Genomic DNA, 23,757 nt, shown 5'->3' with positions numbered 1-23,757 from the left:
ACGCACCTAAAGGCTGTGCCTAAACATCAGCATTGCGGGGAGACGGTCACCCCTTGCCTTTTACACTGCTGATAAAGGTGGAACGAGCAGATTTCGAGCCAAGACGTTCAGCTTCGTTCATCAATTTCAGGGCCTTGTCGATATCGCCTTTCGCAACCGCCTGCTTGATACCGTTGTTGAAGTAGGTTTCGGTATCGTCGAGCATCGGTTCGCTTTTCGCCGCTGGAGCCGGGGCCGGAGCGGCGACCGGCGCGCTATAGGCAGGAGCAGCGGTATTACCGACGGTAACAGGCCCCGGACCTGACGAACCGAACAACGGGCCAACCAGTACGCTGGAGGCGGTAGAGGTTTTCACCTTCAGGCTAATGGTACCGTTTGTAACGTGTTTCGCGATGGGATCCGGAATATCCGGCACCGCATTGCCGGTACCTTTGGCGTAAGCCTTCGCCGGATCGATTAATTTAGTGGTCTGCTGCAAATCCTGCGGCGTGGTAAAAACCAGCACATAAATTTTCTGCTGTCCCAGCGCCGGAGTCAGGCGCATTACGCCTTCCAGACGATCTGAACTCATCACTCCCGGTTCAAGATAGGTAAAGTAGCTGCTGGGGAAGAACGCGGATGGCGTCATATTTTGGTCAAGAATCAGCACGTTCGGCGCATATACCGCAGTTTGTTTTTCCACTTCGCTGGTTAACGTAATATTGAGCTCGCCAATATTCGCCGGAACGCTGTATGCGGCGACCGGGCCACTGATACCGGGGACATTGAGCGTCTGTCCGGCCACGGCGAGCTTTGTCGTCTGCGTTTTGGATTGATCGACCGGAGTCCAGGTTAGCTGCTGCAACGCAGAGGCCGGAATCGACGGCGCGGCAGAGGTGTTCTGCGGCACGAAATTAACATCAGCAAAACTGACTGCGGGTACGCAGGCCATCAGGCCGACGGACAGGCAGAGGGCAACGAGACTTTTCTTCATTTTCATTGTTATCACCTCAATTCCAGTGGCCAAGCGGTAGCCAGGCAATAGCGCGCTGGGCCTAAGATAGAGGGGCTTACGCCCCTCTTTTAGTTACGAACGGTTAGATTCGATTACCACCAGATTTCCATCTGGGCACCGAAGGTCCACTCGTCGTTATCGCCACGGCTAAAGGTTTTAGCGCTGGTGTCGTTGTACGCTACGCCGCTATCGTTATAGCCCCATTTCTCATCCCATTTGGCGTACGTTGCGAATACGCGGATTGCCGGACGGGACCAGATGCTGTCCCCAGCCTGCCACTGTTGTGCCAGAGTTACTTTATACTGGCTGTTACGATCGCTGGTGCGTTGAGATTTGACGTTGTCGTAGCCGATTTCCATCAGGGTGCTCATGATAGGCGTCCACTTGTACATTGGACGAACGCCGACGGTCCACCACTGGGTACCATTGTTGTTGTCGCGGTCGATATCCTGGTACATACCGACGTACATCAGATCCCAGCTATCGCCGAGAGAGATCGCACCGTGGTCCAACACGCGCCACATAGATCCATCGTTATTAATGCTGCCGCCCTGCGGAACACCTTTACCGCTGGAGGTCATAGAGTCAGTCGCATACTGCAGAACAAATTTGTTAAAGCCTTTCAGCATGCTCTGAGTATGCTCAGCGGTGAGCATCCAGCCGTCTTTGGAAGCGCCCGGCTGCAGTGAGTAATCATCAGGGATGTTTGTGTGGCCGTAGTCAACGCCCAGTTCCAGCGTGCCGCCCGGGTTAGTTTCCAGACCGGCTAAACGCACGTCGAATACATCATTCGGCACGATATTGTCATAGACGCGATTACCGAACTTGTCGCGATCGGCGAAGGTGCCGGAGCCGCCGGATTCAGAAGAACGCGTTGCTGCCAGAGAGAGTTTACCGAAGCCCAGATCGATGTTTTCAATACCCGCACCAGGACCAGAAATATCCCAGTAGTAGAAGTCGATCATATGAACGTCATGACGCTGGTAGAAGCGCTTACCGGCCCAGATGGTGGAGCCTGGCAACCATTCGATCAGGTTTTTACCCTGCACGTTAGCTTCACGGAATGCCGGACTGGTGGATTCCCAGTCGTTCTGCTGTGACACAGAGTAAGCGACGTTGGTATCGAAGTAGAAGCTCTTATCACCTTCTTTCCATACTTCCTGGCCCAGCTTCAGTTCCGCATAGGTTTCACATTCGTTACCCAGACGGTATTTACTTTGAGCGCCGGTTGCCTGGAAGCACTGTTGTTCACCGCCGCTGCCGGTCCAGCCGATACCAGAACGAGCATAGCCGTGGAAATCAACGGCCAGCGCCTGAGCAGACATAACGCCTGCCGCAACGGCGACCGCCAGTGGAAGTTTGCGCAGAGTAATCATCATTCTATCTCCTGAGATCATTGCTTTTCTTTGAACGCTTCGCCTGTTGTTGCGCCTGTTTTTCGACGCTGCAGGGTGCACGTTTTTTTTAATGGGAAGCCTTACACGCCCGGCTCTTTATGCAGCCGACGACAAGCGGTGCCATCCTCACGGAATAAATGGCAGCGCTCCGGCGGCAAACCGATGGCGAATGTGGCTCCCTCTTCTACCAGCACCACGTCATTCTGGCGGTAAACCAGGTTTTGACGGATGGATGGGATCTGGATATGAATTTGCGTTTCGTGGCCGAGCTGTTCGACCACCTGAACTTCACCTTCAAGGGTGACGTCGGCGATATCGCTGGGCAGCAGATGTTCCGGGCGAATACCTAAGGACATGTTGGCGCCGACCTGAACACGGGCGCTGTCCACCGGCAGCCAGACCTGCTGACGGTTCGGCAGCTCCACCTGCACCTGCTCAATGGCGGTAGCGGTGACCTTAACCGGCAGGAAGTTCATCTTCGGCGAGCCGATAAAGCCCGCGACGAAGCGATCCGCCGGGTAGTGATAGAGTTCGAGAGGCTTGCCGACCTGCGCGACGCGACCGGCGTCGAGCACCACAATTTTGTCGGCGAGGGTCATCGCTTCGACCTGGTCGTGGGTCACGTAAATCATCGTGCGGCCAAGACGCTTATGCAGACGGGAAATCTCAATGCGCATCTGTACGCGCAGCGCGGCATCAAGGTTAGAGAGCGGTTCATCCAGCAGGAAAACGCGCGGTTCAGCCACCAGGGTACGACCAATCGCCACGCGCTGACGCTGACCACCGGAAAGCGCTTTCGGTTTACGCTCCAGCAGGTGAGCCAGCTGCAGCACTTCCGCCACCTGGGTCACGCGCTGGTTAATCAGCTCTTTTTTGGCGCCAGCCAGCTTCAGGCCAAAAGACATGTTTTCCGCGACGGAAAGATGGGGGTAAAGCGCATAAGACTGAAACACCATCCCGATACCGCGCTCGGCGGGCGGGACATCATTCATTCGGGTATCGCCAATCAGCAGATCGCCGCTGGTCACCGTTTCCAGCCCGGCAATCATACGCAGCAGGGTGGATTTGCCGCAGCCTGATGGCCCAACAAACACGACGAACTCCCCATCCTGGATCTCGAGATTGATATCTTTTGATACCACCACGTCACCCCAGGCTTTCGTTACATTTCGCAGCTGTACGCTCGCCATGCCCTTCTCCCTTCGTTACAACCTGTCACTTAACGACACATTCAAGATGGGGTGACTATGCGGCATTCATTAGTCTGGTAAATCCTCCACCCCCCGGCTTTTTCATGGGGGAGGAGACGGGAGGATGAGAGATGACGTCTCGCCGCCGGGGGGGACGGGTCGATACCGATTTCGTGATGCAGCCTGCAAAATTGGCCGCCTTTTTATGTGCTCCAGGACTCATAACCGGCATTTCTGCTATGGAGATCACACAATCGGGGGATGGGGCGTAGACATGGGGAGGATGGAAAGAGGTTGTTAAAAAAGGAAACTCATCACCGTTAAGCCACTCAAGTGTATCCACGAGCACATCACCAAATAGGACGGGTATATGAAAATCAAAACTGGCGCTCGCATCCTCGCGCTGTCTGCATTGACCACGATGATGTTTTCCGCCTCTGCCCTCGCAAAAATCGAAGAAGGTAAGCTGGTTATCTGGATTAACGGCGACAAAGGCTACAACGGCCTCGCTGAAGTGGGTAAAAAGTTTGAAAAAGACACCGGCATTAAAGTATCCGTAGAACATCCGGATAAGCTGGAAGAGAAATTCCCGCAGGTTGCCGCGACCGGCGACGGCCCTGACATCATTTTCTGGGCCCACGACCGTTTTGGCGGCTACGCCCAGTCTGGCCTGCTGGCGGAAATCTCCCCGGACAAAGCTTTCCAGGACAAACTCTATCCGTTCACCTGGGACGCGGTTCGCTATAACGGCAAGCTGATTGCCTACCCGGTTGCCGTCGAAGCGCTGTCGCTGATCTATAACAAAGACCTGGTGCCAAATCCGCCGAAAACCTGGGAAGAGATCCCGGCGCTGGATAAAGAACTGAAGGCGAAAGGTAAGAGCGCGCTGATGTTCAACCTGCAAGAACCGTACTTCACCTGGCCGCTGATCGCTGCCGACGGCGGCTATGCGTTCAAGTTTGAAAACGGCAAGTACGATGTGAAAAACGTGGGCGTGGATAGCGCTGGCGCGAAAGCTGGCCTGACCTTCCTGGTCGACCTTATCAAGAACAAGCATATGAACGCCGACACCGACTACTCCATCGCGGAAGCGGCATTCAACAAAGGCGAAACCGCGATGACCATCAACGGTCCGTGGGCGTGGTCTAACATCGATAAGAGCAAGGTTAACTACGGCGTTACCCTGCTGCCGACCTTCAAAGGCAACGCGTCTAAACCGTTCGTTGGCGTACTGAGCGCCGGTATTAACGCCGCCAGCCCGAACAAAGAACTGGCGAAAGAGTTCCTCGAAAACTACCTGATGACCGACCAGGGTCTGGATGAAGTGAACAAGGACAAACCGCTGGGCGCGGTCGCGCTGAAATCCTTCCAGGAGAAACTGGAAAAAGATCCGCGTATCGCCGCCACCATGGCGAACGCCCAGAAAGGCGAAATCATGCCGAACATCCCGCAGATGTCCGCCTTCTGGTATGCCGTTCGTACCGCAGTGATCAACGCAGCTAGCGGTCGCCAGACCGTCGAAGCGGCGCTGAAAGACGCACAGTCTCGTATCACCAAGTAATACGGTTTCCCTTATTTCTTAGAGAATAAGGTTTGTTGAATACGTTGTTACACGAAATCATTCGCGCTACATCGAGGCGGCAAGGATGACAAATCCCCAGGCGCTTACATCAGTAAGTGACTGGGGTGCGCATCCGCAGCCAACAAAGAGGTAGCGCGAAGGATAAAGTGTAAAGAGGATGATCCCCATGGATGTCGTGAAAAAGAAGCACTGGTGGCAAAGCCCGCAGCTCACATGGTCTGTGATCGGCTTGCTGTGCCTGCTGGTGGGTTACCTTGTTGTTTTGATGTACGCCCAGGGGGAGTACCTGTTTGCCATCATGACGCTGATTTTAAGCTCGGTTGGCCTGTATATTTTTTCCAATCGCAAGGCCTACGCCTGGCGCTATGTTTATCCGGGTCTCGCCGGGATGGGGCTGTTCGTCCTGTTCCCGCTGATCTGCACGATCGCAATCGCTTTCACCAACTACAGCAGCACTAACCAGCTGACCTTCGAACGCGCCCAACAGGTACTGATGGACCGCTCCTTCCAGGCGGGCAAATCCTACAACTTCGCGCTCTATCCGGCGGGAGATGAGTGGAAGCTGGCGCTGACCGACGGCGAAAGCGGCAAAAACTATCTTTCCGACGCCTTTAAATTCGGCGGCGAGCAGAAACTGGCCTTAAAAGAGGCTGACGCCCTGCCGGAAGGCGATCGCGCCACGCTGCGCGTGATTACGCAAAACCGTACCGCCCTGAACCAGCTGACCGCCGTGCTGCCGGATGAAAGCAAAGTCATTATGAGCTCCCTGCGTCAGTTCTCCGGTACTCAACCGCTGTACGCGCTGGCCAATGACGGTACGCTGACCAACAACCAGAGCGGCGTAAAATATCGTCCCAACGCCGAGGTCGGTTTCTATCAGGCGATCAACGCCGACGGCAGCTGGGGCAGCGAAAAGCTCAGCCCGGGCTACACCGTAACCATCGGCTGGGATAACTTCACCCGCGTGTTCCAGGATGAAGGGATCCAGAAACCGTTCTTCGCGATTTTCGTCTGGACGGTGGTGTTCTCCGTTCTGACCGTGATTCTTACCGTTGCGGTCGGCATGGTGCTCGCCTGTCTGGTCCAGTGGGAAGCCCTGAAGGGCAAAGCGATTTACCGCGTACTGCTGATTCTGCCATATGCCGTACCGTCGTTTATCTCGATTCTGATTTTCAAAGGCCTGTTCAACCAGAGTTTTGGCGAGATCAACATGATGCTCAGCGCGCTGTTCGGCATCAAGCCGGCCTGGTTTAGCGACCCGACCACCGCGCGCACGATGATTATCATCGTCAACACCTGGCTGGGCTATCCGTACATGATGATCCTGTGCATGGGCCTGCTGAAAGCGATTCCTGACGATTTATATGAAGCCTCGGCAATGGATGGCGCTACGCCGTTCCAGAACTTCTTCAAAATTACGCTGCCGCTGCTGATCAAGCCGCTGACGCCGCTGATGATCGCCAGCTTCGCCTTTAACTTTAACAACTTCGTGCTGATTCAGCTGTTGACCAACGGCGGGCCGGACCGGCTCGGCACCACCACGCCGGCGGGCTACACCGACCTGCTGGTGAGCTATACCTACCGCATCGCCTTTGAAGGCGGCGGCGGTCAGGACTTCGGCCTCGCGGCGGCTATCGCCACGCTGATCTTCCTGCTGGTAGGCCTGCTTGCGATTGTTAACCTGAAAGCCACACGTATGAAGTTTGATTAAGGGAGATAACGATTATGGCTATGGTTCAACCCAAATCTCAGAAGCTGCGCCTGTTTACCACGCATCTCCTGCTGCTGGTTTTTATCGCGGCGATTATGTTCCCGCTGCTGATGGTCATCGCTATCTCTCTGCGCGAAGGGAACTTCGCCACCGGTAGCCTGATCCCTGAAAGTATCTCCTGGGAGCACTGGCGGCTGGCGTTAGGCTTCAGCGTTGAACACGCTGACGGTCGCGTCACGCCGCCCCCCTTCCCGGTCCTGCTGTGGCTGTGGAACTCCATCAAGGTGGCCGGCATTACCGCCATTGGCATCGTCGCGCTCTCTACCACTTGCGCTTACGCTTTTGCCCGCATGCGCTTTCCGGGTAAAGCCACGCTGCTGAAAGGGATGCTGATTTTCCAGATGTTCCCCGCGGTACTGTCGCTGGTCGCGCTGTATGCCCTGTTTGACCGCCTCGGCCAGTACGTACCGTTCGTCGGCCTGAATACCCACGGCGGCGTCATCTTCGCCTATATGGGCGGTATCGCGCTGCACGTCTGGACGATTAAAGGTTACTTCGAAACCATCGACGGCTCGCTGGAGGAAGCGGCGGCGCTGGACGGCGCCACCCCGTGGCAGGCTTTCCGCCTGGTGCTGCTCCCGCTGTCGGTACCGATTCTGGCGGTGGTGTTTATTCTGTCGTTCATCGCCGCGATTACCGAAGTACCGGTGGCCTCCCTGCTGCTGCGCGATGTGAACAGCTATACCCTGGCGGTCGGAATGCAACAGTATCTCAACCCGCAGAACTATCTGTGGGGCGACTTTGCCGCTGCAGCGGTGCTCTCCGCTATTCCGATTACCGTAGTGTTCCTGCTGGCCCAGCGCTGGTTGGTCAACGGCCTGACGGCAGGCGGAGTGAAAGGTTAATTTTTTTGTAACACCCGCCCCAAATTTCAGATGAGGGCCGGCGGTTTAGCGGCAATGCGCGTCCCCAACCGGGCATTGCCGCCGCCGCCCTCAGCTGAAAAAGTAAGGCAAATGCCACTGCTATCCTCAACTGGACCCTACATAAATTCTATTTGTGACTGTTGGTCAGCGGCCCTAGAGGCCGCTTTTTTTTATTCGCGTTTCAGGCGGTTGGAATTACACAGCCAAAGCGTAATCACCAGAATCAGGATCGCAGCGGAGTAAATCAGCACCGCCATAGGCGACTCATGATCGATAATGATCAGGCGGACGATGGCGGTGATGCCGATATAGACAAAGTAGCGCAGCGGGAAGTGAAATCCCGACTCAAAATACTTCACTATCAGCGCGATAAACTCGAAATAGAGGAAGTAGACGACCAGCCCCTCCACCAGCTTGTACTTGCTGACAGGCTCCGGCGTAAACAGGACGTGCGCCAGATGCAACGTCTCCTTGCCCAGAAATACGATCAGAATGACCCCCAGGCACAGCAGGCCAAGATTCAAAACGGTTTGCATTGCGGTTGCAATAAAACTCACCAACGGACGATAAACCGGCGGCATAGATACACCTCATAATCATCATTATTTGTGACCTGTATAACGCAAAAGTGTGATCCAGATCGACATTATTCGTTAACTTTTTGCCACCGGCGGCGTAAATGTAACAATCACTTGCCACACTGACAGGTTAAAAAGGAAACAACCATGTTCAAAATTCGTATTGCAGGGCCAGAAGATGCAGCCTTGCTCAACGAAATGGCCAATGCCAGCTATCGCCACCACTTTGCCCATCTCTGGCACAACGCCGATGAACTGGAGCACTACCTGCAGCAAGAATATTCCATGGCCGCGCTGGCGCCCAGCCTGGCCGATCCGCAGTGCTGTTGGTTGATTGCGGAAGCCGCGCGTCCTGTCGGCTTTGCTAAATACGCCTGTGGTCAGAATATTCATCCCGAGGGTCCCTCCGGCACGCTGCTGCATAAGCTTTATCTGCTGCCCGACGCCACCGGACATCGCTACGGCGAGCAGATTTTCCGCGCCGTCGAGACGCGAGCAAAAGAGAAGGGTGAACGCTGGCTATGGCTGGAAGTGCTCGCCGCGAATACCAGCGCCCGCCGTTTTTATGAACGCCAGGGGATGCAGCACGTGAAGGATGTGGCATTTCATTCTGCAACCCAGGAAAGCACACTCCATATTCTGGCTAAACCAATCTGAGAGGCAGCATGCATACCCTTCGTGAAACCGCCATTCGCAACGTCGCCAGCGGCGAAAACGTGGTGATTTACCAGCCCGCCAACCTCTACGACTGCACGCTTGGCGATAACGTCTTCGTCGGGCCATTTGTGGAGATTCAGGGCCATACCCGCATCGGCAACGACAGCAAAATTCAGTCCCACACCTTTATCTGCGAGTACGTGACCATCGGCGCGCGCTGTTTTATCGGCCACGGCGTGATGTTCGCCAACGATATGTTCCGCGAGGGAAAACCCAACGCCGACCGCGAGAGCTGGGGAAGAATTGTGATTGGCAACGATGTGTCTATCGGCAGCGGCGCAACCATTCTGGCGGTCAGCATCTGCGATGGGGTCGTGATTGGCGCGGGCAGCGTGGTGACCAAATCCATTACTGAGAAAGGCGTGTGGGCCGGGAACCCGGCAAAGCTGCTGCGCCGGCTATAACAAAAATGCCGGCCACATGGGCCGGCATTGCGAACGTTTTAGCGATTATGCGCGCCAGGATTTATAGCGGTTAATCAGGCCGTTAGTGGAGCTGTCGTGGCTGCTCACTTCGGAACCATCTTTCAGCTCCGGCAGGATGCGGTTAGCCAGCTGTTTGCCCAGCTCCACGCCCCACTGGTCGAAGGTGAAGATGTTCATAATCACGCCCTGGGTGAAGATTTTGTGCTCATACAGGGCAATCAGCGCGCCCAGGCTGAACGGCGTAATTTCACGCAGCAGGATGGAGTTGGTCGGGCGGTTGCCTTCAAACACTTTGAACGGCACCACGTGTTCCAGGGTCGCCGGATCTTTACCCTGATCGCGATACTCCTGCTCAACCACTTCGCGGGATTTACCAAACGCCAGCGCTTCGGTCTGGGCAAAGAAGTTAGACAGCAGCTTCGGATGGTGGTCGGACAGCGGGTTGTGGGTAATCGCCGGGGCGATAAAGTCGCAAGGCACCATTTTGGTCCCCTGGTGAATCAGCTGGTAGAACGCGTGCTGACCGTTGGTACCCGGCTCGCCCCAGATGATTGGGCCCGTCTGGTAATCCACGGCGTTGCCGTTACGGTCAACGTATTTACCGTTGGATTCCATGTTGCCCTGCTGGAAGTAGGCGGCAAAGCGGTGCATATACTGGTCGTACGGCAGAATCGCTTCGGTTTCAGCACCGAAGAAGTTGTTGTACCAGATACCGATCAGCGCCAGCAGTACCGGCAGGTTTTTCTCAGGCGCGGTCGTGGAGAAGTGTTTATCCATCGCGTGCGCGCCGGAGAGCAGCTCAACAAAGTTGTCGAAGCCGACGGACAGGATGATGGACAGGCCGATGGCTGACCACAGAGAGTAACGGCCGCCAACCCAGTCCCAGAATTCAAACATATTGGCGGTATCAATACCGAACTCGCCAACCGCTTTACCGTTGGTCGAGAGCGCGGCGAAGTGTTTCGCTACGTGCTTCTCATCGCCGGCGGTCGCCAGGAACCAGTCGCGCGCGCTGTGAGCGTTGGTCATGGTTTCCTGAGTGGTAAAGGTTTTCGACGCGACCAGGAACAGCGTGGTTTCCGGGTTCACCGTTTTCAGCACTTCGGCGATGTGGGTCCCATCGACGTTGGAAACAAAGTGCATGTTCAGGTGGTTTTTGTACGGGCGCAGCGCTTCGGTCACCATGAACGGGCCGAGGTCGGAGCCGCCGATACCGATGTTCACGACGTCGGTAATCGCTTTACCGGTGTAGCCTTTCCAGTTGCCGGAGATAATGGCTTCGGAGAAGGTTTTCATCTTCTCAAGCACGGCGTTCACTTCCGGCATCACGTCTTTGCCATCAACCAGAATCGGAGTATTGCTGCGGTTACGCAGCGCAACGTGCAGCACCGCGCGGTCTTCCGTGCGGTTAATCTTCTCGCCGGAGAACATGGATTTAATGGCGTCTGCCAGGAAGGTCTCTTTGGCCAGGTCCTGCAGCTTAGCCAGCGTCTCTTCGGTGATGCGGTTTTTGGAAAAATCCACCAGCATCAGATCGTCGAACGTGGCGGAGAATTTAGAGAAACGATCGCTATCCTTCGCGAACAGATCCGCGATGGTAACGTCTTTCATTTCATCAAAGTGTTTCTGTAATGCCTGCCAGGCAGAGGTCTGCGTTGGGTTGATGTTTTTCATTAGCAATACTCTTCTGATTTGAGAATTGTGACTGCGGTCGATTGTAGCGCCGGTGACGAAAAATTGTGATGATTTTTATGTTATGCCGATGATACGCGTCAGAAATTGGACCGATTTGGCGCAAAACGCCCCTGATAGTATAGACATCATAAGGCTTTTTTCTGTCAGCGACCCGCCCATGAAAAATCCGCATAACCCTGACGTTGACATACTTCGCCTGAAGCCTTTATATAACGGCAGTATTTACGTATACGTAGGTATGTATGGATCGCGCATTTCACGCTACAGCGAAAGGGTATTGCAGGGGGGTATAATGTCCCGCGTCCCCCTGGCAAAGTGAAAGACGTCGGTAATTGCCAGAAGAGGTGCGTTGCCCAGGTAACCGTATTGGAGGAGCCAGTCCGGGGAAAATACGTGAGGGGGAGCAACGCCGAGGTGAATAAGCGTCTGGTTACGCTCATCACCGGCCACAGGGGCTGAATCCCCTGGGTTGTCACCAGAAACGTTCGCAGTCGGGCGTTTCATACTCGCCAGCTGATACAAAGCATCGGCAAGCGGGTCTACAAGGTGGAGCACTTCTGGGTGACATCGTAGTTTGTTTATCGCTCTGCGCCCACCCTGTTTTTCGCTCTTCCCTTGTGCCATGGCTGAATAATTTGGCCTGGCTTATTAAGACATTTTATTGCAATCCGGTTGCGTCCAGCCCCGCCAGGATTGGTTTTCTGGAATCGTTTTAATAAGTCAGGCCCCCTGACACGAGGTTGTTATGACAGATTTAGTTGTAGCCAAGTTCGGCGGCACCAGCGTTGCCGATTTTGATGCCATGAACCGCAGCGTAGACGTCGCGCTGTTGGATGCCAATACCCGCGTGGTGGTGCTTTCCGCCTCAGCGGGCGTGACCAACCTGCTGGTCGCATTAGCGGAAGGGCTGGAACCCGGCGAACGTTTCGCGAAACTCGATGCCATGCGTCAAATCCAGTTCAATATTCTGGAGCGTCTGCGCTATCCGAACGTGATCCGCGATGAAATAGAGCGCCTGCTGGAAAACATCACCACCCTGGCGGAAGCTGCCTCCCTGGCCAGTTCAACCGCGTTAACCGACGAGCTGGTCAGCCACGGCGAACTGATGTCTACCCTGCTGTTTGTCGAGATCCTGCGCGAGCGCGGTATCGCCGCCCAGTGGTTCGACGTACGCAAAATTATGCGCACCAACGACCGCTTTGGCCGCGCGGAACCGGATATCGCCGCCTTATCTGAATTAACCCAGCAGCAGCTGACCCCGCGCCTTGCGGAAGGGCTGGTGATCACCCAGGGCTTTATCGGCAGCGAAGCCAAAGGCCGTACCACTACCCTGGGCCGCGGCGGCAGCGACTATACCGCCGCGCTGCTCGGCGAAGCGCTAAACGCCACCCGCGTCGATATCTGGACCGATGTTCCTGGTATCTACACCACCGACCCGCGCGTCGCGCCGGCAGCCAAACGCATTGACGTTATCGCTTTTGAAGAAGCGGCGGAAATGGCGACCTTTGGCGCGAAGGTCCTGCATCCGGCCACCCTGCTCCCCGCCGTGCGCAGCGATATTCCGGTATTCGTCGGCTCCAGCAAAGAGCCGAAGGCCGGCGGCACGCTGGTGTGCAAAAACACCAAAAACCCGCCGCTGTTCCGCGCGCTGGCGCTGCGCCGCAAGCAGACGCTGCTAACCCTGCACAGCCTGAATATGCTGCACTCGCGTGGTTTTCTGGCCGAAGTGTTTAGTATTCTGGCGCGTCACAGCATCTCCGTCGATCTGATCACCACGTCGGAAGTGAGCGTGGCGCTAACCATGGATACCACCGGTTCAACGTCAGCTGGCGATACCCTGCTCACCCAAGGGCTGTTGACCGAACTTTCCTCTCTGTGCCGGGTTGAGGTCGAGCAGGATCTGGCGCTGGTCGCCATCATTGGTAATGAGCTGTCGAAAGCGTGCGGCGTCGGTAAAGAGGTGTTTGGCGTGCTGGATCCGTTCAACATTCGAATGATTTGCTATGGCGCATCCAGCCACAACCTGTGCTTCCTGGTGCCGGGAGCGGATGCCGAAAAAGTGGTGCAGAAGCTGCATCATAATCTGTTCGAGTAATGGCGAAAAAATGGCCCGTCATTTCTGCCGGGCCATTTTTAGTTCCCCATCACCGTGGTCATCAGCAATCTGTCCAACTCCCTAATATCCCCTGTCCGGCTATCCGGCAGCGCGGGAGGGATCGCGCCTCTGAGCAGCTCGGACTGAATAAACGCATGCAGTAATGGTCGCCGCGGGCCGTACTCCGCCTCTCCCGCACGTTGTTTACGTTCCAGCAGCGCGTTTATTTCCTCACGCAGCCCCGTTTCCAGCTCGCTTCCCGCCAGCAGTTGATCAAAGCGCATCGGCGGTACGCCTTTTCCCGCCTCAACCCAGCGGACGGCCAGCAGCGGGCGCAGTACGTAAAAGTACTTTTTCAGCCGCACGTGTTCGCCTTGCAGATAGCCGCGAAAATTTTTCCTGGCCATCGAGTAGTAATGCCAGCGGGCGCGTACCGGAGAAAACCAATGCGGGATGAGTTTTTTAAGCGCCTTAACCGTCGCGTCATCCTGCCGATACACCACCGGTGAATCCAACCATTCAATCAGCGTCGGATTCGCCCCTTTCAGCAGACCCAGCGCTTTGCGCCACTCCCAGCCGCAGACGTCCAGCTCATCGGCGATGGGCAGCTCGATAACATCGCGCGGCGCGTCCACCCGCAGATACCACTCCAGCGGGTGAACGTAGAGAAACCGCACATCATAATCGCTGTCCGGCGAGGCAAAGCCCCAGCCTCGGCTACCGGATTCACAGGCGTAGAGCACTCTGACGCCGTAGCGCCGCTCCACGTCCGTTAACTGCCGTTGCACCTTATGGCGCATAGCGGCATTCACACCGTGATACGTCATTTTCATTATCCTTTTAGATTCACCAGGCCATGCAGCACCTGGTCCAGACCGCCAAAGACCGAGATTTTATCGATACGTTCCGCCACTCTTTCCAGCGTTTCCAGCTCTTTTAAGCGCAGCGCGACAGGGTTATTTTCCATCACCTTCGCGGTGTTGAGCAGCGAACGGGTCGCCGCGGTCTCTTCACGGCGGCGGATCACATTCGCCTGCGCCGATTTCTCCGCTTCCACCAGCTGCGACAGAATGGCTTTCATGTCGCCGGGCAGCACAATATCCTTCACGCCCAGCGAGGCGACGTCGATGCCAAATGCCGCCATGCGCTCGGTAACCTGCGCGCTCACCACCTCATCGATGATTTTCTTATCTTCCAGCAGCTCGTCCAGCGTTCGCGTCCCGACGGCTTCACGCAGCGCAAACTGCAGCTCGCGATACAGATGATCCAGCGGCTTCGTCAGCTGTCCGAACGCCTGCAGCACATCGCTGTAGCGCCAGTTCGCCGCCAGATTTAAACGCAGGTTCACTTTATCTTTGGTCAGAATCTCCTGGCCGCCAACCTCCAGCACCTGCAGGCGGGTATCGACCACTTCCGCTTCCACCAGATGATTGACCTTCCAGTACGCGCTCAGGCCAGGCTGCAGCAGCGATTGTGTCTCGCCGTCGATTTTCAGCACCCCGACGTGCCACGCCGGCACCGATACGGTGAGGATCGCTTCGCGGCCTTTTACCGCCCCGTGACGTCGCGGCTGCAGCACCGCATTCATGATGTCAGCCGGAACCTCAACCTGGCGGGTATCGATACGTAGCAGCCGCATCTCGTCACCGGCGGACCAGTACAGCCGGCGCGTCGAAGGCGGTAAAATGTCCTGCAGCACACCGTTGGCATACAGCGCCCCGGTTTCGATATCCGTCAAATCCGCCGCCAGGCAGTAGCGTTCAACCCATTCAGGCTGAAAGCGCCGTAAATACTCCGCCAGCGCTTCCGGCACCTCGCTGCCGTCCCGGTTTACGATCAGCACGTCAGGAACGTTGAACCACGGCAGGCGGTGCTCGCCTGCTTCCAGAACCTGATAGTAGTCACCCTGGCGGGATAAAAGGCCAAGCTGACCTTTACGTACCGTAATTTTTTTCGTCATTTTTTATTCCTTAACAGTTAATCAGGCGCGGGTGCAGGGGCGGAGCCGCAGGGGAACTCCCTTTTGCCTGCGGCACGGCGCCTTTACCGGCGGCCTGCTTTGGGGAGTGCCGACTGCGCACAACCCCGTTGTGTTTTTATGATTAACAACCAGTTTTCATTGGAGATGAAATCGGGAATCGAACCCATTGGTGGTCATCGGCTGACAGAACGCGCCCGAAAAACGGTCTGTACCGTTCCTGGCGTGCCGGCGGGGTTTAATCCCCTGCGTCTTCAGCATCGTGACGAAAGGACTATTGCCAGATGCGTGCCAAAAACAAAAATGGCGAAAGTTATTTTTTAACTAATTAATTAGTAAAGTTTTTATTTTTAAAGCACACCGTGACGCTTGCTCACGCCAGCAGGTTTTTTTATCTTGAAATATCGATACTTATCTTTTGGGATAAACATGAAAAAGCGGCGAGTGGTGATAGGCGTCCTCGGAACGGTACTGGATAAACGCGGCAAGCGAGCGAACCGCTTTAAAAAATGGCGGCCCACCGTGGGGCTATGCCAGCAGGCCGATTTTCCCGTCGACCGGCTGGAGCTCCTCCACCAGCCGCGTGATGAAAGCATGGCGCAAAAGCTGATTGACGATATCGCCCAGCTTTCGCCGCATACCGAAGTGCGCCCGCATACGGTTGAGATAAACGATCCCTGGGATTTTGAAGAGGTCTACGCGGCGTTTCTCGACTTTGCCAACCGCTATCGCTTTGATACCGAAAACGAAGAGTATCTGGTGCATATCACCACCGGGACCCACGTGGCGCAGATCTGCTGGTTCCTACTGACCGAAGCGCGCTACCTCCCCGCCAGCCTGCTGCAGACCAGCCCTGCGCCGAAAAGCGCAGCGGATGAAGCCGTCGCCGCCGGTATTTACTCGGTGATCGATCTGGACTTAAGCCGCTATACGGCGCTCACCAGCCGCTTTCAGCGCGAGCAGCAGCAGTCCGTCTCCTTCCTGAAGGCAGGCATCGAGACGCGGAACGCGACGTTCAACGCGCTTATCGATCGTATTGAGCGCGTGGCGATCCGATCGACCGATCCGATCCTGCTTACCGGCCCAACGGGCGCTGGTAAATCCGTCCTCGCCAAACGTATTTTTCAGCTTCGTCAGTCGCGGCATCGGGTGGCGGGAAAATTCATGGCGGTGAACTGCGCCACGCTGCGCGGCGATAACGCCATGTCCACGCTGTTTGGCCATGTCAAAGGCGCGTTTACCGGCGCGGTGACGCCTCGCGCCGGGCTATTACGCGAAGCCGACGGCGGCGTACTGTTTCTCGATGAAATCGCCGAGCTGGGGCTGGATGAGCAGGCCATGCTGCTGAAGGCCATCGAAGAAAAAACCTTTTTTCCGTTTGGCTCGGATAAAGAGGTGCACAGCGACTTCCAGCTGATCGCCGGCACGCATCGCGATATGCAGCAGTGGGTGGCAGAGGGGCGCTTTCGCGAAGATCTTTATGCGCGCATCAATATGTGGCGCTTTGCCCTCCCCGGCCTGGCGCAGCGGCGGGAAGATATTGCGCCGAACGTGGAGTATGAATTACGCCGACTGGCCAACGAGCGGCAGACGCAGATCCGCTTCGATAAAGACGCCCGCGAGCGCTATCTGGCCTTTGCCTGCTCGCCGCAGGCGCAATGGCGCGGCAATTTCCGCGAACTTAGTTCGTCCGTGACGCGCATGGCGACCCTGGCCGAGCAGGGGCGCATTACGCTGGCCGTTGCGGAAGAGGAGATAATGCTGCTGAAAGCGAGCTGGCAGCTCACGACATCTTCTCCTGATATTGCGATGGAAATCGATCTGTTCGATCGCCGCCAGCTGGAAACGGTGCTGGCGGTCTGCCAACGCAGCGCTTCGCTCTCCGAAGCCGGACGCGAGCTGTTCGCCGTCTCCCGGCAGAAAAAGGCCAATCCCAACGATGCCGACCGTCTGCGCAAGTATTTAGCGCGCTTCGGACTCAGTTGGGAGATCGTCCGCAGCGGAACATGAGCATAATTTGTTTGAATAATATGTCTTAGCACGATAAACAATAGCGATGGCCGGGCTCGATCCCGGCCGGTCTATAACAAGCAAACACAACTTACGTGCAAGGAAAACAACATGCTCGCCACGCTTACGCGGCTGTTCCCATTATGGGCGCTGCTGCTCTCGGTTATCGCCTATTACACGCCATCCACTTTCACTCCCGTTGGCCCGTGGGTCCCGACGCTGCTGATGCTGATTATGTTCGGTATGGGCGTGCACCTGAAAGTCGACGATTTTAAGCGCGTGCTTTCCCGCCCCGCGCCGGTCGCCGCAGGCATTTTTCTCCACTACCTGGTGATGCCCCTCGCCGCCTGGCTGCTGGCGCTGATTTTTCATATGCCGCCGGAGCTCTCCGCCGGGATGGTGCTGGTCGGCAGCGTCGCCAGCGGTACGGCATCCAACGTGATGATCTTTCTGGCAAAAGGCGATGTCGCGCTTTCGGTCACCATCTCGTCGGTTTCCACGCTGGTCGGTGTGGTCGCCACGCCGTTGCTGACGCGTCTGTACGTAGATGCGCATATTCAGGTGGACGTGATGGGGATGCTGCTCAGCATTCTGCAAATCGTGGTGATCCCGATTGCGCTGGGGCTGGTCGTGCATCATCTGCTGCCGAAAGTGGTCAAGGCGGTTGAGCCGTTCCTGCCGGCCTTTTCGATGGTCTGCATTCTGGCGATTATCTGCGCCGTGGTGGCCGGTTCCGCGTCGCATATCGCTTCCGTAGGCTTTGTGGTGATTATCGCCGTCATCCTGCATAACACCATCGGCCTGCTCGGCGGCTACTGGGGCGGACGGCTGTTTGGCTTTGACGAGTCCACCTGCCGCACGCTGGCGATCGAGGTGGGAATGCAGAACTCCGGCCTTGCTGCCGCGCTGGGGAAAATCTACTTTGGCCCGCTGGCCGCGCTGCCCGGCGCGCTGTTCTCGGTCTGGCACAACCTGTCCGGCTCGCTGCTGGCCGGTTACTGGTCAGGAAAGCCTATTGTTGATAAATCGCGTAAAACGGTAAAAGAGAGCTAACAACCCGTAATTTTCCCGGCTTGCGCTGCGCTTAGCCGGGCTACGGTCCGTGCAGCTTGCGGGTTTTGTAGCCCGGACAGGTGCGCAGCACCGCCTCAGGGATTTTCTGCGAGGCACAATAATTTACCGTGAGACGTCAGCCCCAATACCGTACACTGAAGCCATAGGCTAACTGAGGGCACGACTATGGCACTCCCCCGCATCACCCAAAAAGAGATGACCGAGCGCGAACAGCGAGAACTGAAAACCCTGCTCGACCGCGCGCGCATCGCCCACGGCCGTCCGCTGACTAACGCGGAAACCAATAGCGTGAAAAAAGAGTACATCGATAAGCTGATGCTCCAGCGGGAAACCGAGGCGAAAAAAGCCCGCCAGCTGAAGAAAAAGCAGGCATACAAACCGGATGCAGAGGCCTCGTTTTCCTGGTCGGCCAATACGCCGACCCGCGGCAGACGTTAACGCCCTTTCTTTCTGCGCCCCGGCGCGGTAAAGCGTTTGCCGTTCGACGCCGGGCGGGAAGATTTCTCGCCGCTTTTTTCAATCGCCACCACCGGGCGCTTGATGCCGGCCGTTTTCGGCTTTGCTTTTGCCTTCGGTTTCGCTTCTGAAGACGAGCTCTCAATCAGTTTAAAGAGATCGATCAGCTCATCATCGGTCAGATCGCGCCACTCTCCCAGCGGGATCCCCGTCAGGCTGACGTTCATGATCCGCGTCCGTTCAAGCTTCGTCACTTCATAGCCAAAGTGTTCGCACATCCGGCGAATCTGGCGATTCAGCCCCTGCACCAGGGTGATGCGAAATACAAACGGCGCTTCTTTTTTCACTTTGCACTTCTTCGTCACCGTGCCGAGAATCGGTACCCCCGCGCCCATACCGCGGATAAACTCATCGGTTATTAGCTTATCAACGGTGACCAGATACTCTTTTTCGTGATCGTTACCAGCGCGCAGGATCTTATTCACCAGATCGCCATGGTTGGTCAGAAAGATCAGCCCCTGGGAGTCTTTATCCAGACGACCGATTGGGAAAATGCGTTTACTGTGGTTAACGAAATCCACAATATTGTCGCGCTCGCCGTCTTCGGTGGTGCTGACGATGCCAACCGGTTTATTCAGCGCAATCAGGACCAGATCGTCCGCTTCGCGCGGCTCAATCAACCGGCCATTGACCTTTACCACGTCGCCAGCTTTAACCTGGTCGCCAATGGTGGCGCGCTTGCCGTTGATAAAAACGTTGCCTTGTTCAATAAAGCGATCGGCTTCACGGCGCGAGCAAATTCCGCTCTCGCTGATGTATTTATTAAGTCGGGTTGATGAGTCGGGCAGCATAAAATCTCCTGTAAAAGCGAAATATACCCTACCTTGCGGGCGATAAAAAAGAATCGCGCGCGCGTCGCCTGGCGCTAAGTGTGATCTGCCCCGCCTTTCAACACAAAAGTGTACTCTTGAGATCCCGGCAACTTTACTCAGCGAAATAACGCAGAATCAGGCTGTTAGCATGCCTGGCACAAACGTGCCGTCGACCTCATGCCAGCAAAGCAAATGTGCAACACAAACGGTCAGAACACCCTCTTGAAATAGAGGAAAATTTCTTTGAAGCGGGCCGCTGATGGGGTTATATCAGATCATGACAGCCATTCTCTCATTTGCACAAATGTGCAGGAGCCGACAGTGACGATGGAAAACAGCGACGATATTCGTCTGATCGTGAAAATCGCCCAGCTCTATTACGAGCAGGATATGACCCAGGCGCAGATAGCCCGCGAACTGGGGATATATCGCACCACCATCAGCCGCCTGTTGAAACGCGGCCGCGAGCAGGGCATCGTCACTATCGCCATCAACTATGACTACAACGAAAATCTGTGGCTTGAGCAGCAGCTAAAACAAAAATTTGCCCTCAAAGAGGTGGTGGTGGCGGCCAGCGACGCTCTACAGGAGGAGGATCAGCTCAATCTCATCGGCCAGCATGGCGCGCAATTGGTTGATAGGCTGCTGGAGCCGGGCGATATCATCGGCTTCTCCTGGGGGCGGGCGGTGCGCGCGCTGGTGGAGAATCTGCCACAGGCCGGTCAGTCCCGCCAGGTTATCTGCGTGCCGATTATCGGCGGCCCCTCCGGCAAACTGGAAAGCCGCTACCACGTGAATACGCTGACCTACGGCGCAGCGGCGAAGCTGAAAGCGGAATCTCATCTCGCCGACTTTCCGGCACTTCTCGATAATAAATTGATTCGCAACGGTATTATGCAGTCACAGCACTTTAAAACGATTGCCTCCTACTGGGATAACCTGGACGTCGCGCTGGTGGGGATTGGTTCCCCGGCGATCCGCGACGGCGCAAACTGGCACGCGTTTTACGGCAGTGAAGAGAGTGACGATCTTAACGCCCGCCAGGTTGCCGGAGATATCTGCTCACGCTTTTATAATATTGATGGCCTGATGGTAGAGACCGCCATGAGTGAGAAAACGCTCTCTATTGAGATGGCGAAACTCAGACAGGCGCGCTATTCGGTAGGCATCGCGATGGGCGCGGAAAAATACTCCGGCATTCTTGGTGCCTTAAACGGTCATTACATTAACTGTCTGGTGACGAATCGAGAAACCGCTGAGTCATTACTGAAGTAAATTTCAGGAATATGTTTTCACGCAGCGCTGCTGCGGGGGATCCCTTTATCTAAAGAAACAGGAGTCGATAATGAATACATGGTTAAATTTAAAAGAAAAAATAATTATCGTGACCGGCGGCGCATCAGGAATTGGCCTGGCGATTGTCGATGAGTTATTAGCCCAGGGCGCGAACGTGCAGATGATCGATATTCACGGTGGCGATAAGCATCAGAGTAGCGGTAATTATAACTTCTGGCCTACCGATATATCCAGCGCCAGCGAAGTACATAAAACCGTCGACCATATTATTCAACGTTTTGGCCGCATCGATGGTTTAGTCAATAACGCTGGCGTTAACTTCCCGCGCTTATTAGTCGATGAGAAAGCACCGTCCGGTCGCTATGAATTAAATGAAGCGGCATTCGAAAAAATGGTCAATATCAACCAGAAAGGCGTATTCCTGATGTCGCAGGCGGTGGCGCGCCAGATGGTTAAACAGCGCAGCGGCGTGATTGTTAACGTCTCGTCGGAAAGCGGCCTCGAAGGCTCGGAAGGCCAGAGCTGCTATGCCGCGACCAAGGCCGCGCTGAACAGCTTTACCCGCTCCTGGTCGAAAGAGCTGGGCAAGCACGGTATCCGCGTGGTGGGCGTCGCGCCGGGCATTCTGGAAAAAACCGGTCTGCGAACCCCGGAGTATGAAGAAGCGTTGGCCTGGACCCGTAATATTACCGTCGAACAGCTGCGCGAAGGCTATAGCAAAAATTCTATTCCTCTTGGCCGCTCCGGTCGACTCACTGAAGTGGCTGATTTTGTTTGCTATCTACTCTCAGAACGCGCCAGCTACATGACCGGAGTAACCACTAACATCGCCGGCGGAAAAACGCGCGGCTAAGGGGGGAAAATGGTTAACGTCATCTTCTGCGCCCACGGCCAGCTAGCCTGCGCCATGCTCGACTCGGTGCGCATGGTCTACGGCGATGTCAACGTTAGCGCCGTGGAATTTGTACCGGGAGAAAACGCGGGCGATATCGCCGATAAGCTTGAAAAGTTGGTAAGTACTCACAAAGAGGAGGAGTGGCTTATCGCCGTCGATCTCCAGTGCGGCAGCCCGTGGAACGCCGCCGCCGGGCTGGCGATGCGCAACCCGCGGCTCCGGGTCATCAGCGGCCTGTCGCTACCACTGGCTCTGGAGCTGGTGGATAACCAGCAAACGATGCATGCAGAAGAACTGTGCCAACATCTTGAGACCATCGCCAGCCAGTGCTGCGTCACCTGGCGGCAGCCGGAAACCGTTGAGGAGGATTTCTGATGAACATTACGCTCGCACGCATTGATGACCGCCTGATTCACGGCCAGGTCACCACCGTTTGGTCAAAAGTGGCTAACGCCCAGCGCATTATTATCTGTAATGACGACGTTTATAATGACGACGTTCGCCGCACGCTGCTTCGCCAGGCCGCGCCTCCGGGCATGAAGGTCAACGTGGTGAATCTTGAGAAAGCCGTCGCCGTTTATCACAACCCGCAATATCAGGACGAAACCGTTTTTTATTTATTCACCAACCCGCAGGACGTACTAACCATGGTGCAGCAGGGCGTCAACATAGCCACCCTGAATATTGGCGGCATGGCCTGGCGTCCGGGTAAAAAACAATTAACCAAAGCGGTCTCATTAGACGAAGCGGATATTAATGCCTTTCAGCAGTTAGATAAGTTGGGTGTTAATCTTGATTTACGCGTCGTAGCCTCGGATCCGTCAGTTAATATTCTCGATAAAATAGCAGAGCAGTCCGTAACAGAATAATAAAAGGCTCCTGTTTTATTACACACTGTCATTCTGGATGCATCGCGGCGACAAATGAGCGAGTCACCAGCAGCATAGATAACTATGTGACTGGGGCGAGAAAGTGTCGTCAACAAAGAGGCAGCCTGAAGGACAGCGTGTAAATGCCGTAACAGGCAGGGATTTCTATACCCTCAAGGTGAAAAATTATGGAAATAAGTACCCTACAAATCATCGCCATATTTATTTTTTCCTGTATTGCCGGGATGGGCAGCGTGCTGGATGAATTCCAGACTCATCGCCCATTAATCGCCTGTACCGTGATTGGCTTAATTCTCGGCGATTTAAAAACCGGGATTATGCTCGGCGGCACGCTGGAGCTGATCGCGCTCGGCTGGATGAACGTCGGCGCGGCGCAGTCTCCGGATTCGGCGTTAGCCAGCATTATCTCCGCCATCCTGGTGATCGTGGGCCAGCAAAGTATCGCTACTGGAATAGCGATTGCGCTGCCGGTCGCCGCGGCGGGCCAGGTGCTCACCGTGTTCGCCCGTACCCTTACCGTGGTGTTTCAGCACGCGGCGGATAAGGCAGCAGAAGAAGCGCGCTTCGGGACAATCGATCTGCTGCACGTATCGGCGCTGGGCGTTCAGGCGCTGCGCGTCGCCATTCCCGCACTCATCGTTTCTCTGTTTGTCAGCGCGGATATGGTCAGCAATATGCTCAACGCCATCCCAGAATTCGTTACCCGCGGTCTGCAAATCGCCGGCGGTTTTATCGTGGTGGTCGGCTACGCCATGGTGCTGCGCATGATGGGCGTGAAGTATCTGATGCCCTTCTTCTTCCTCGGCTTCCTTGCGGGCGGCTATCTCGATTTCAGCCTGCTGGCCTTCGGCGGCGTAGGGGTCATCATCGCGCTGATTTATATCCAGCTCAATCCACAGTGGCGCAAATCCGAACCGCAGGCTGCCGCCACCTCTTCCACCGCCCTTGACCAGCTTGACGACTGATGGAGCCCAAC

The 23,757-nt window shown here is 55.7% G+C and carries 23 protein-coding genes and 1 riboswitch; of the genes, 15 read left to right on the top strand and 8 right to left on the bottom strand.

The window, feature by feature from the left end; genetic code table 11:
* Nucleotides 1-46: 46 nt before the first annotated feature.
* From malM to malK, 3 genes are all read right to left on the bottom strand, one after another.
* On the bottom strand, nucleotides 47-979 hold the full coding sequence (gene malM, locus KOSB73_RS02855; RefSeq protein ID WP_004137577.1) for a maltose operon protein MalM: 933 nt from the start codon (nucleotides 977-979) through the stop codon (nucleotides 47-49).
* Between the two features lie 107 nt (nucleotides 980-1,086).
* Nucleotides 1,087-2,373: a maltoporin gene (locus KOSB73_RS02850; protein WP_004137578.1), complete on the bottom strand. Its 1,287-nt coding sequence runs from the start codon at nucleotides 2,371-2,373 to the stop codon at nucleotides 1,087-1,089.
* Between the two features lie 98 nt (nucleotides 2,374-2,471).
* Nucleotides 2,472-3,581, bottom strand: a complete 1,110-nt coding sequence (malK, locus tag KOSB73_RS02845) for a maltose/maltodextrin ABC transporter ATP-binding protein MalK (RefSeq protein ID WP_004097762.1) — start codon at nucleotides 3,579-3,581, stop codon at nucleotides 2,472-2,474.
* 370 nt (nucleotides 3,582-3,951) lie between these two features.
* On the opposite strand from malK, the gene malE reads away from it, so the two are divergent.
* The 3 genes from malE to malG all read left to right on the top strand — a co-directional run bounded on the left by malE (nucleotide 3,952) and on the right by malG (nucleotide 7,779).
* A complete protein-coding gene (gene malE / locus KOSB73_RS02835; RefSeq protein WP_004137579.1) occupies nucleotides 3,952-5,142 on the top strand; it encodes a maltose/maltodextrin ABC transporter substrate-binding protein MalE in 1,191 nt (396 codons plus the stop codon).
* Nucleotides 5,143-5,329: 187 nt separating this feature from the next.
* Nucleotides 5,330-6,874 carry a maltose ABC transporter permease MalF gene (gene malF / locus KOSB73_RS02830; RefSeq protein ID WP_004137580.1) on the top strand — a complete coding sequence of 515 codons (1,545 nt, stop codon included), beginning with the start codon at nucleotides 5,330-5,332 and terminating at the stop codon, nucleotides 6,872-6,874.
* A gap of 14 nt (nucleotides 6,875-6,888) precedes the next feature.
* The gene (gene malG / locus KOSB73_RS02825; RefSeq protein ID WP_004137581.1) at nucleotides 6,889-7,779 is read left to right on the top strand and encodes a maltose ABC transporter permease MalG; all 891 of its coding nucleotides are present in this window, start codon (nucleotides 6,889-6,891) and stop codon (nucleotides 7,777-7,779) included.
* 191 nt (nucleotides 7,780-7,970) lie between these two features.
* On the opposite strand, the gene psiE is transcribed toward malG, so the two are convergent.
* Nucleotides 7,971-8,381 carry a phosphate-starvation-inducible protein PsiE gene (gene psiE / locus KOSB73_RS02820; protein WP_004097754.1) on the bottom strand — a complete coding sequence of 137 codons (411 nt, stop codon included), beginning with the start codon at nucleotides 8,379-8,381 and terminating at the stop codon, nucleotides 7,971-7,973.
* A 144-nt stretch (nucleotides 8,382-8,525) separates the two neighbouring features.
* Here psiE and KOSB73_RS02815 point away from each other — a divergent pair, with 144 nt between their 5' ends.
* Nucleotides 8,526-9,035: a GNAT family N-acetyltransferase gene (locus tag KOSB73_RS02815; RefSeq protein WP_024360181.1), complete on the top strand. Its 510-nt coding sequence runs from the start codon at nucleotides 8,526-8,528 to the stop codon at nucleotides 9,033-9,035.
* Between the two features lie 8 nt (nucleotides 9,036-9,043).
* Complete coding sequence (locus KOSB73_RS02810) at nucleotides 9,044-9,499, top strand: acyltransferase (protein ID WP_082236846.1); 456 nt, start codon at nucleotides 9,044-9,046, stop codon at nucleotides 9,497-9,499.
* A 45-nt stretch (nucleotides 9,500-9,544) separates the two neighbouring features.
* On the opposite strand, the gene pgi is transcribed toward KOSB73_RS02810, so the two are convergent.
* Nucleotides 9,545-11,194 carry a glucose-6-phosphate isomerase gene (gene pgi, locus KOSB73_RS02805; protein ID WP_024360180.1) on the bottom strand — a complete coding sequence of 550 codons (1,650 nt, stop codon included), beginning with the start codon at nucleotides 11,192-11,194 and terminating at the stop codon, nucleotides 9,545-9,547.
* A gap of 352 nt (nucleotides 11,195-11,546) precedes the next feature.
* A riboswitch (Lysine riboswitch) is annotated at nucleotides 11,547-11,780 on the top strand.
* A 180-nt stretch (nucleotides 11,781-11,960) separates the two neighbouring features.
* Between pgi and lysC the strand changes: the two genes are divergently transcribed.
* Nucleotides 11,961-13,310, top strand: coding sequence for a lysine-sensitive aspartokinase 3 (gene lysC / locus KOSB73_RS02795; RefSeq protein WP_004137585.1), 1,350 nt, complete (start codon nucleotides 11,961-11,963; stop codon nucleotides 13,308-13,310).
* Between the two features lie 38 nt (nucleotides 13,311-13,348).
* Here lysC and KOSB73_RS02790 read toward each other — a convergent pair whose 3' ends face one another.
* Complete coding sequence (locus KOSB73_RS02790) at nucleotides 13,349-14,137, bottom strand: nucleotidyltransferase domain-containing protein (RefSeq protein WP_049087486.1); 789 nt, start codon at nucleotides 14,135-14,137, stop codon at nucleotides 13,349-13,351.
* A 5-nt stretch (nucleotides 14,138-14,142) separates the two neighbouring features.
* Nucleotides 14,143-15,270, bottom strand: a complete 1,128-nt coding sequence (locus tag KOSB73_RS02785; RefSeq protein WP_049087463.1) for a slipin family protein — start codon at nucleotides 15,268-15,270, stop codon at nucleotides 14,143-14,145.
* Between the two features lie 138 nt (nucleotides 15,271-15,408).
* Here KOSB73_RS02785 and KOSB73_RS02780 point away from each other — a divergent pair, with 138 nt between their 5' ends.
* From KOSB73_RS02780 to KOSB73_RS02765, 4 genes are all read left to right on the top strand, one after another.
* Entirely contained in the window at nucleotides 15,409-15,612 is a 204-nt protein-coding gene (locus KOSB73_RS02780) for a hypothetical protein (protein ID WP_071830618.1), read from the top strand.
* Between the two features lie 105 nt (nucleotides 15,613-15,717).
* Nucleotides 15,718-17,298, top strand: coding sequence for an RNA repair transcriptional activator RtcR (gene rtcR, locus KOSB73_RS02775; protein WP_049087462.1), 1,581 nt, complete (start codon nucleotides 15,718-15,720; stop codon nucleotides 17,296-17,298).
* Between the two features lie 111 nt (nucleotides 17,299-17,409).
* Nucleotides 17,410-18,351 carry a ketopantoate/pantoate/pantothenate transporter PanS gene (gene panS, locus KOSB73_RS02770; protein ID WP_004137589.1) on the top strand — a complete coding sequence of 314 codons (942 nt, stop codon included), beginning with the start codon at nucleotides 17,410-17,412 and terminating at the stop codon, nucleotides 18,349-18,351.
* 186 nt (nucleotides 18,352-18,537) lie between these two features.
* Nucleotides 18,538-18,810, top strand: coding sequence for a YjbD family protein (locus KOSB73_RS02765; RefSeq protein ID WP_004137590.1), 273 nt, complete (start codon nucleotides 18,538-18,540; stop codon nucleotides 18,808-18,810).
* Here KOSB73_RS02765 and rluF read toward each other — a convergent pair.
* Nucleotides 18,807-19,679 carry a 23S rRNA pseudouridine(2604) synthase RluF gene (rluF, locus tag KOSB73_RS02760; RefSeq protein ID WP_004137591.1) on the bottom strand — a complete coding sequence of 291 codons (873 nt, stop codon included), beginning with the start codon at nucleotides 19,677-19,679 and terminating at the stop codon, nucleotides 18,807-18,809. The two genes, KOSB73_RS02765 and rluF, sit on opposite strands and share 4 nt — an antisense overlap.
* Before the next feature lie 348 nt (nucleotides 19,680-20,027).
* Here rluF and KOSB73_RS02755 point away from each other — a divergent pair, with 348 nt between their 5' ends.
* The 5 genes from KOSB73_RS02755 to KOSB73_RS02730 all read left to right on the top strand — a co-directional run bounded on the left by KOSB73_RS02755 (nucleotide 20,028) and on the right by KOSB73_RS02730 (nucleotide 23,746).
* Entirely contained in the window at nucleotides 20,028-20,975 is a 948-nt protein-coding gene (locus KOSB73_RS02755) for a sugar-binding transcriptional regulator (protein ID WP_049087461.1), read from the top strand.
* Nucleotides 20,976-21,045: 70 nt separating this feature from the next.
* The gene (locus KOSB73_RS02750) at nucleotides 21,046-21,849 is read left to right on the top strand and encodes an SDR family oxidoreductase (protein WP_049087460.1); all 804 of its coding nucleotides are present in this window, start codon (nucleotides 21,046-21,048) and stop codon (nucleotides 21,847-21,849) included.
* Between the two features lie 9 nt (nucleotides 21,850-21,858).
* The gene (locus KOSB73_RS02745) at nucleotides 21,859-22,266 is read left to right on the top strand and encodes a mannose/fructose/sorbose PTS transporter subunit IIA (RefSeq protein ID WP_024360174.1); all 408 of its coding nucleotides are present in this window, start codon (nucleotides 21,859-21,861) and stop codon (nucleotides 22,264-22,266) included.
* Nucleotides 22,266-22,760, top strand: a complete 495-nt coding sequence (locus KOSB73_RS02740) for a PTS sugar transporter subunit IIB (protein WP_004137596.1) — start codon at nucleotides 22,266-22,268, stop codon at nucleotides 22,758-22,760. Before KOSB73_RS02745 ends, KOSB73_RS02740 begins: the two co-directional genes overlap by 1 nt.
* Before the next feature lie 188 nt (nucleotides 22,761-22,948).
* Nucleotides 22,949-23,746 carry a PTS mannose/fructose/sorbose transporter subunit IIC gene (locus KOSB73_RS02730; RefSeq protein WP_049087459.1) on the top strand — a complete coding sequence of 266 codons (798 nt, stop codon included), beginning with the start codon at nucleotides 22,949-22,951 and terminating at the stop codon, nucleotides 23,744-23,746.
* Nucleotides 23,747-23,757 lie beyond the last annotated feature (11 nt).

Source organism: Klebsiella grimontii (assembly GCF_900200035.1).
Taxonomy (GTDB): domain Bacteria; phylum Pseudomonadota; class Gammaproteobacteria; order Enterobacterales; family Enterobacteriaceae; genus Klebsiella; species Klebsiella grimontii.
This window is presented reverse-complemented; position numbering and strand designations above follow the sequence as displayed.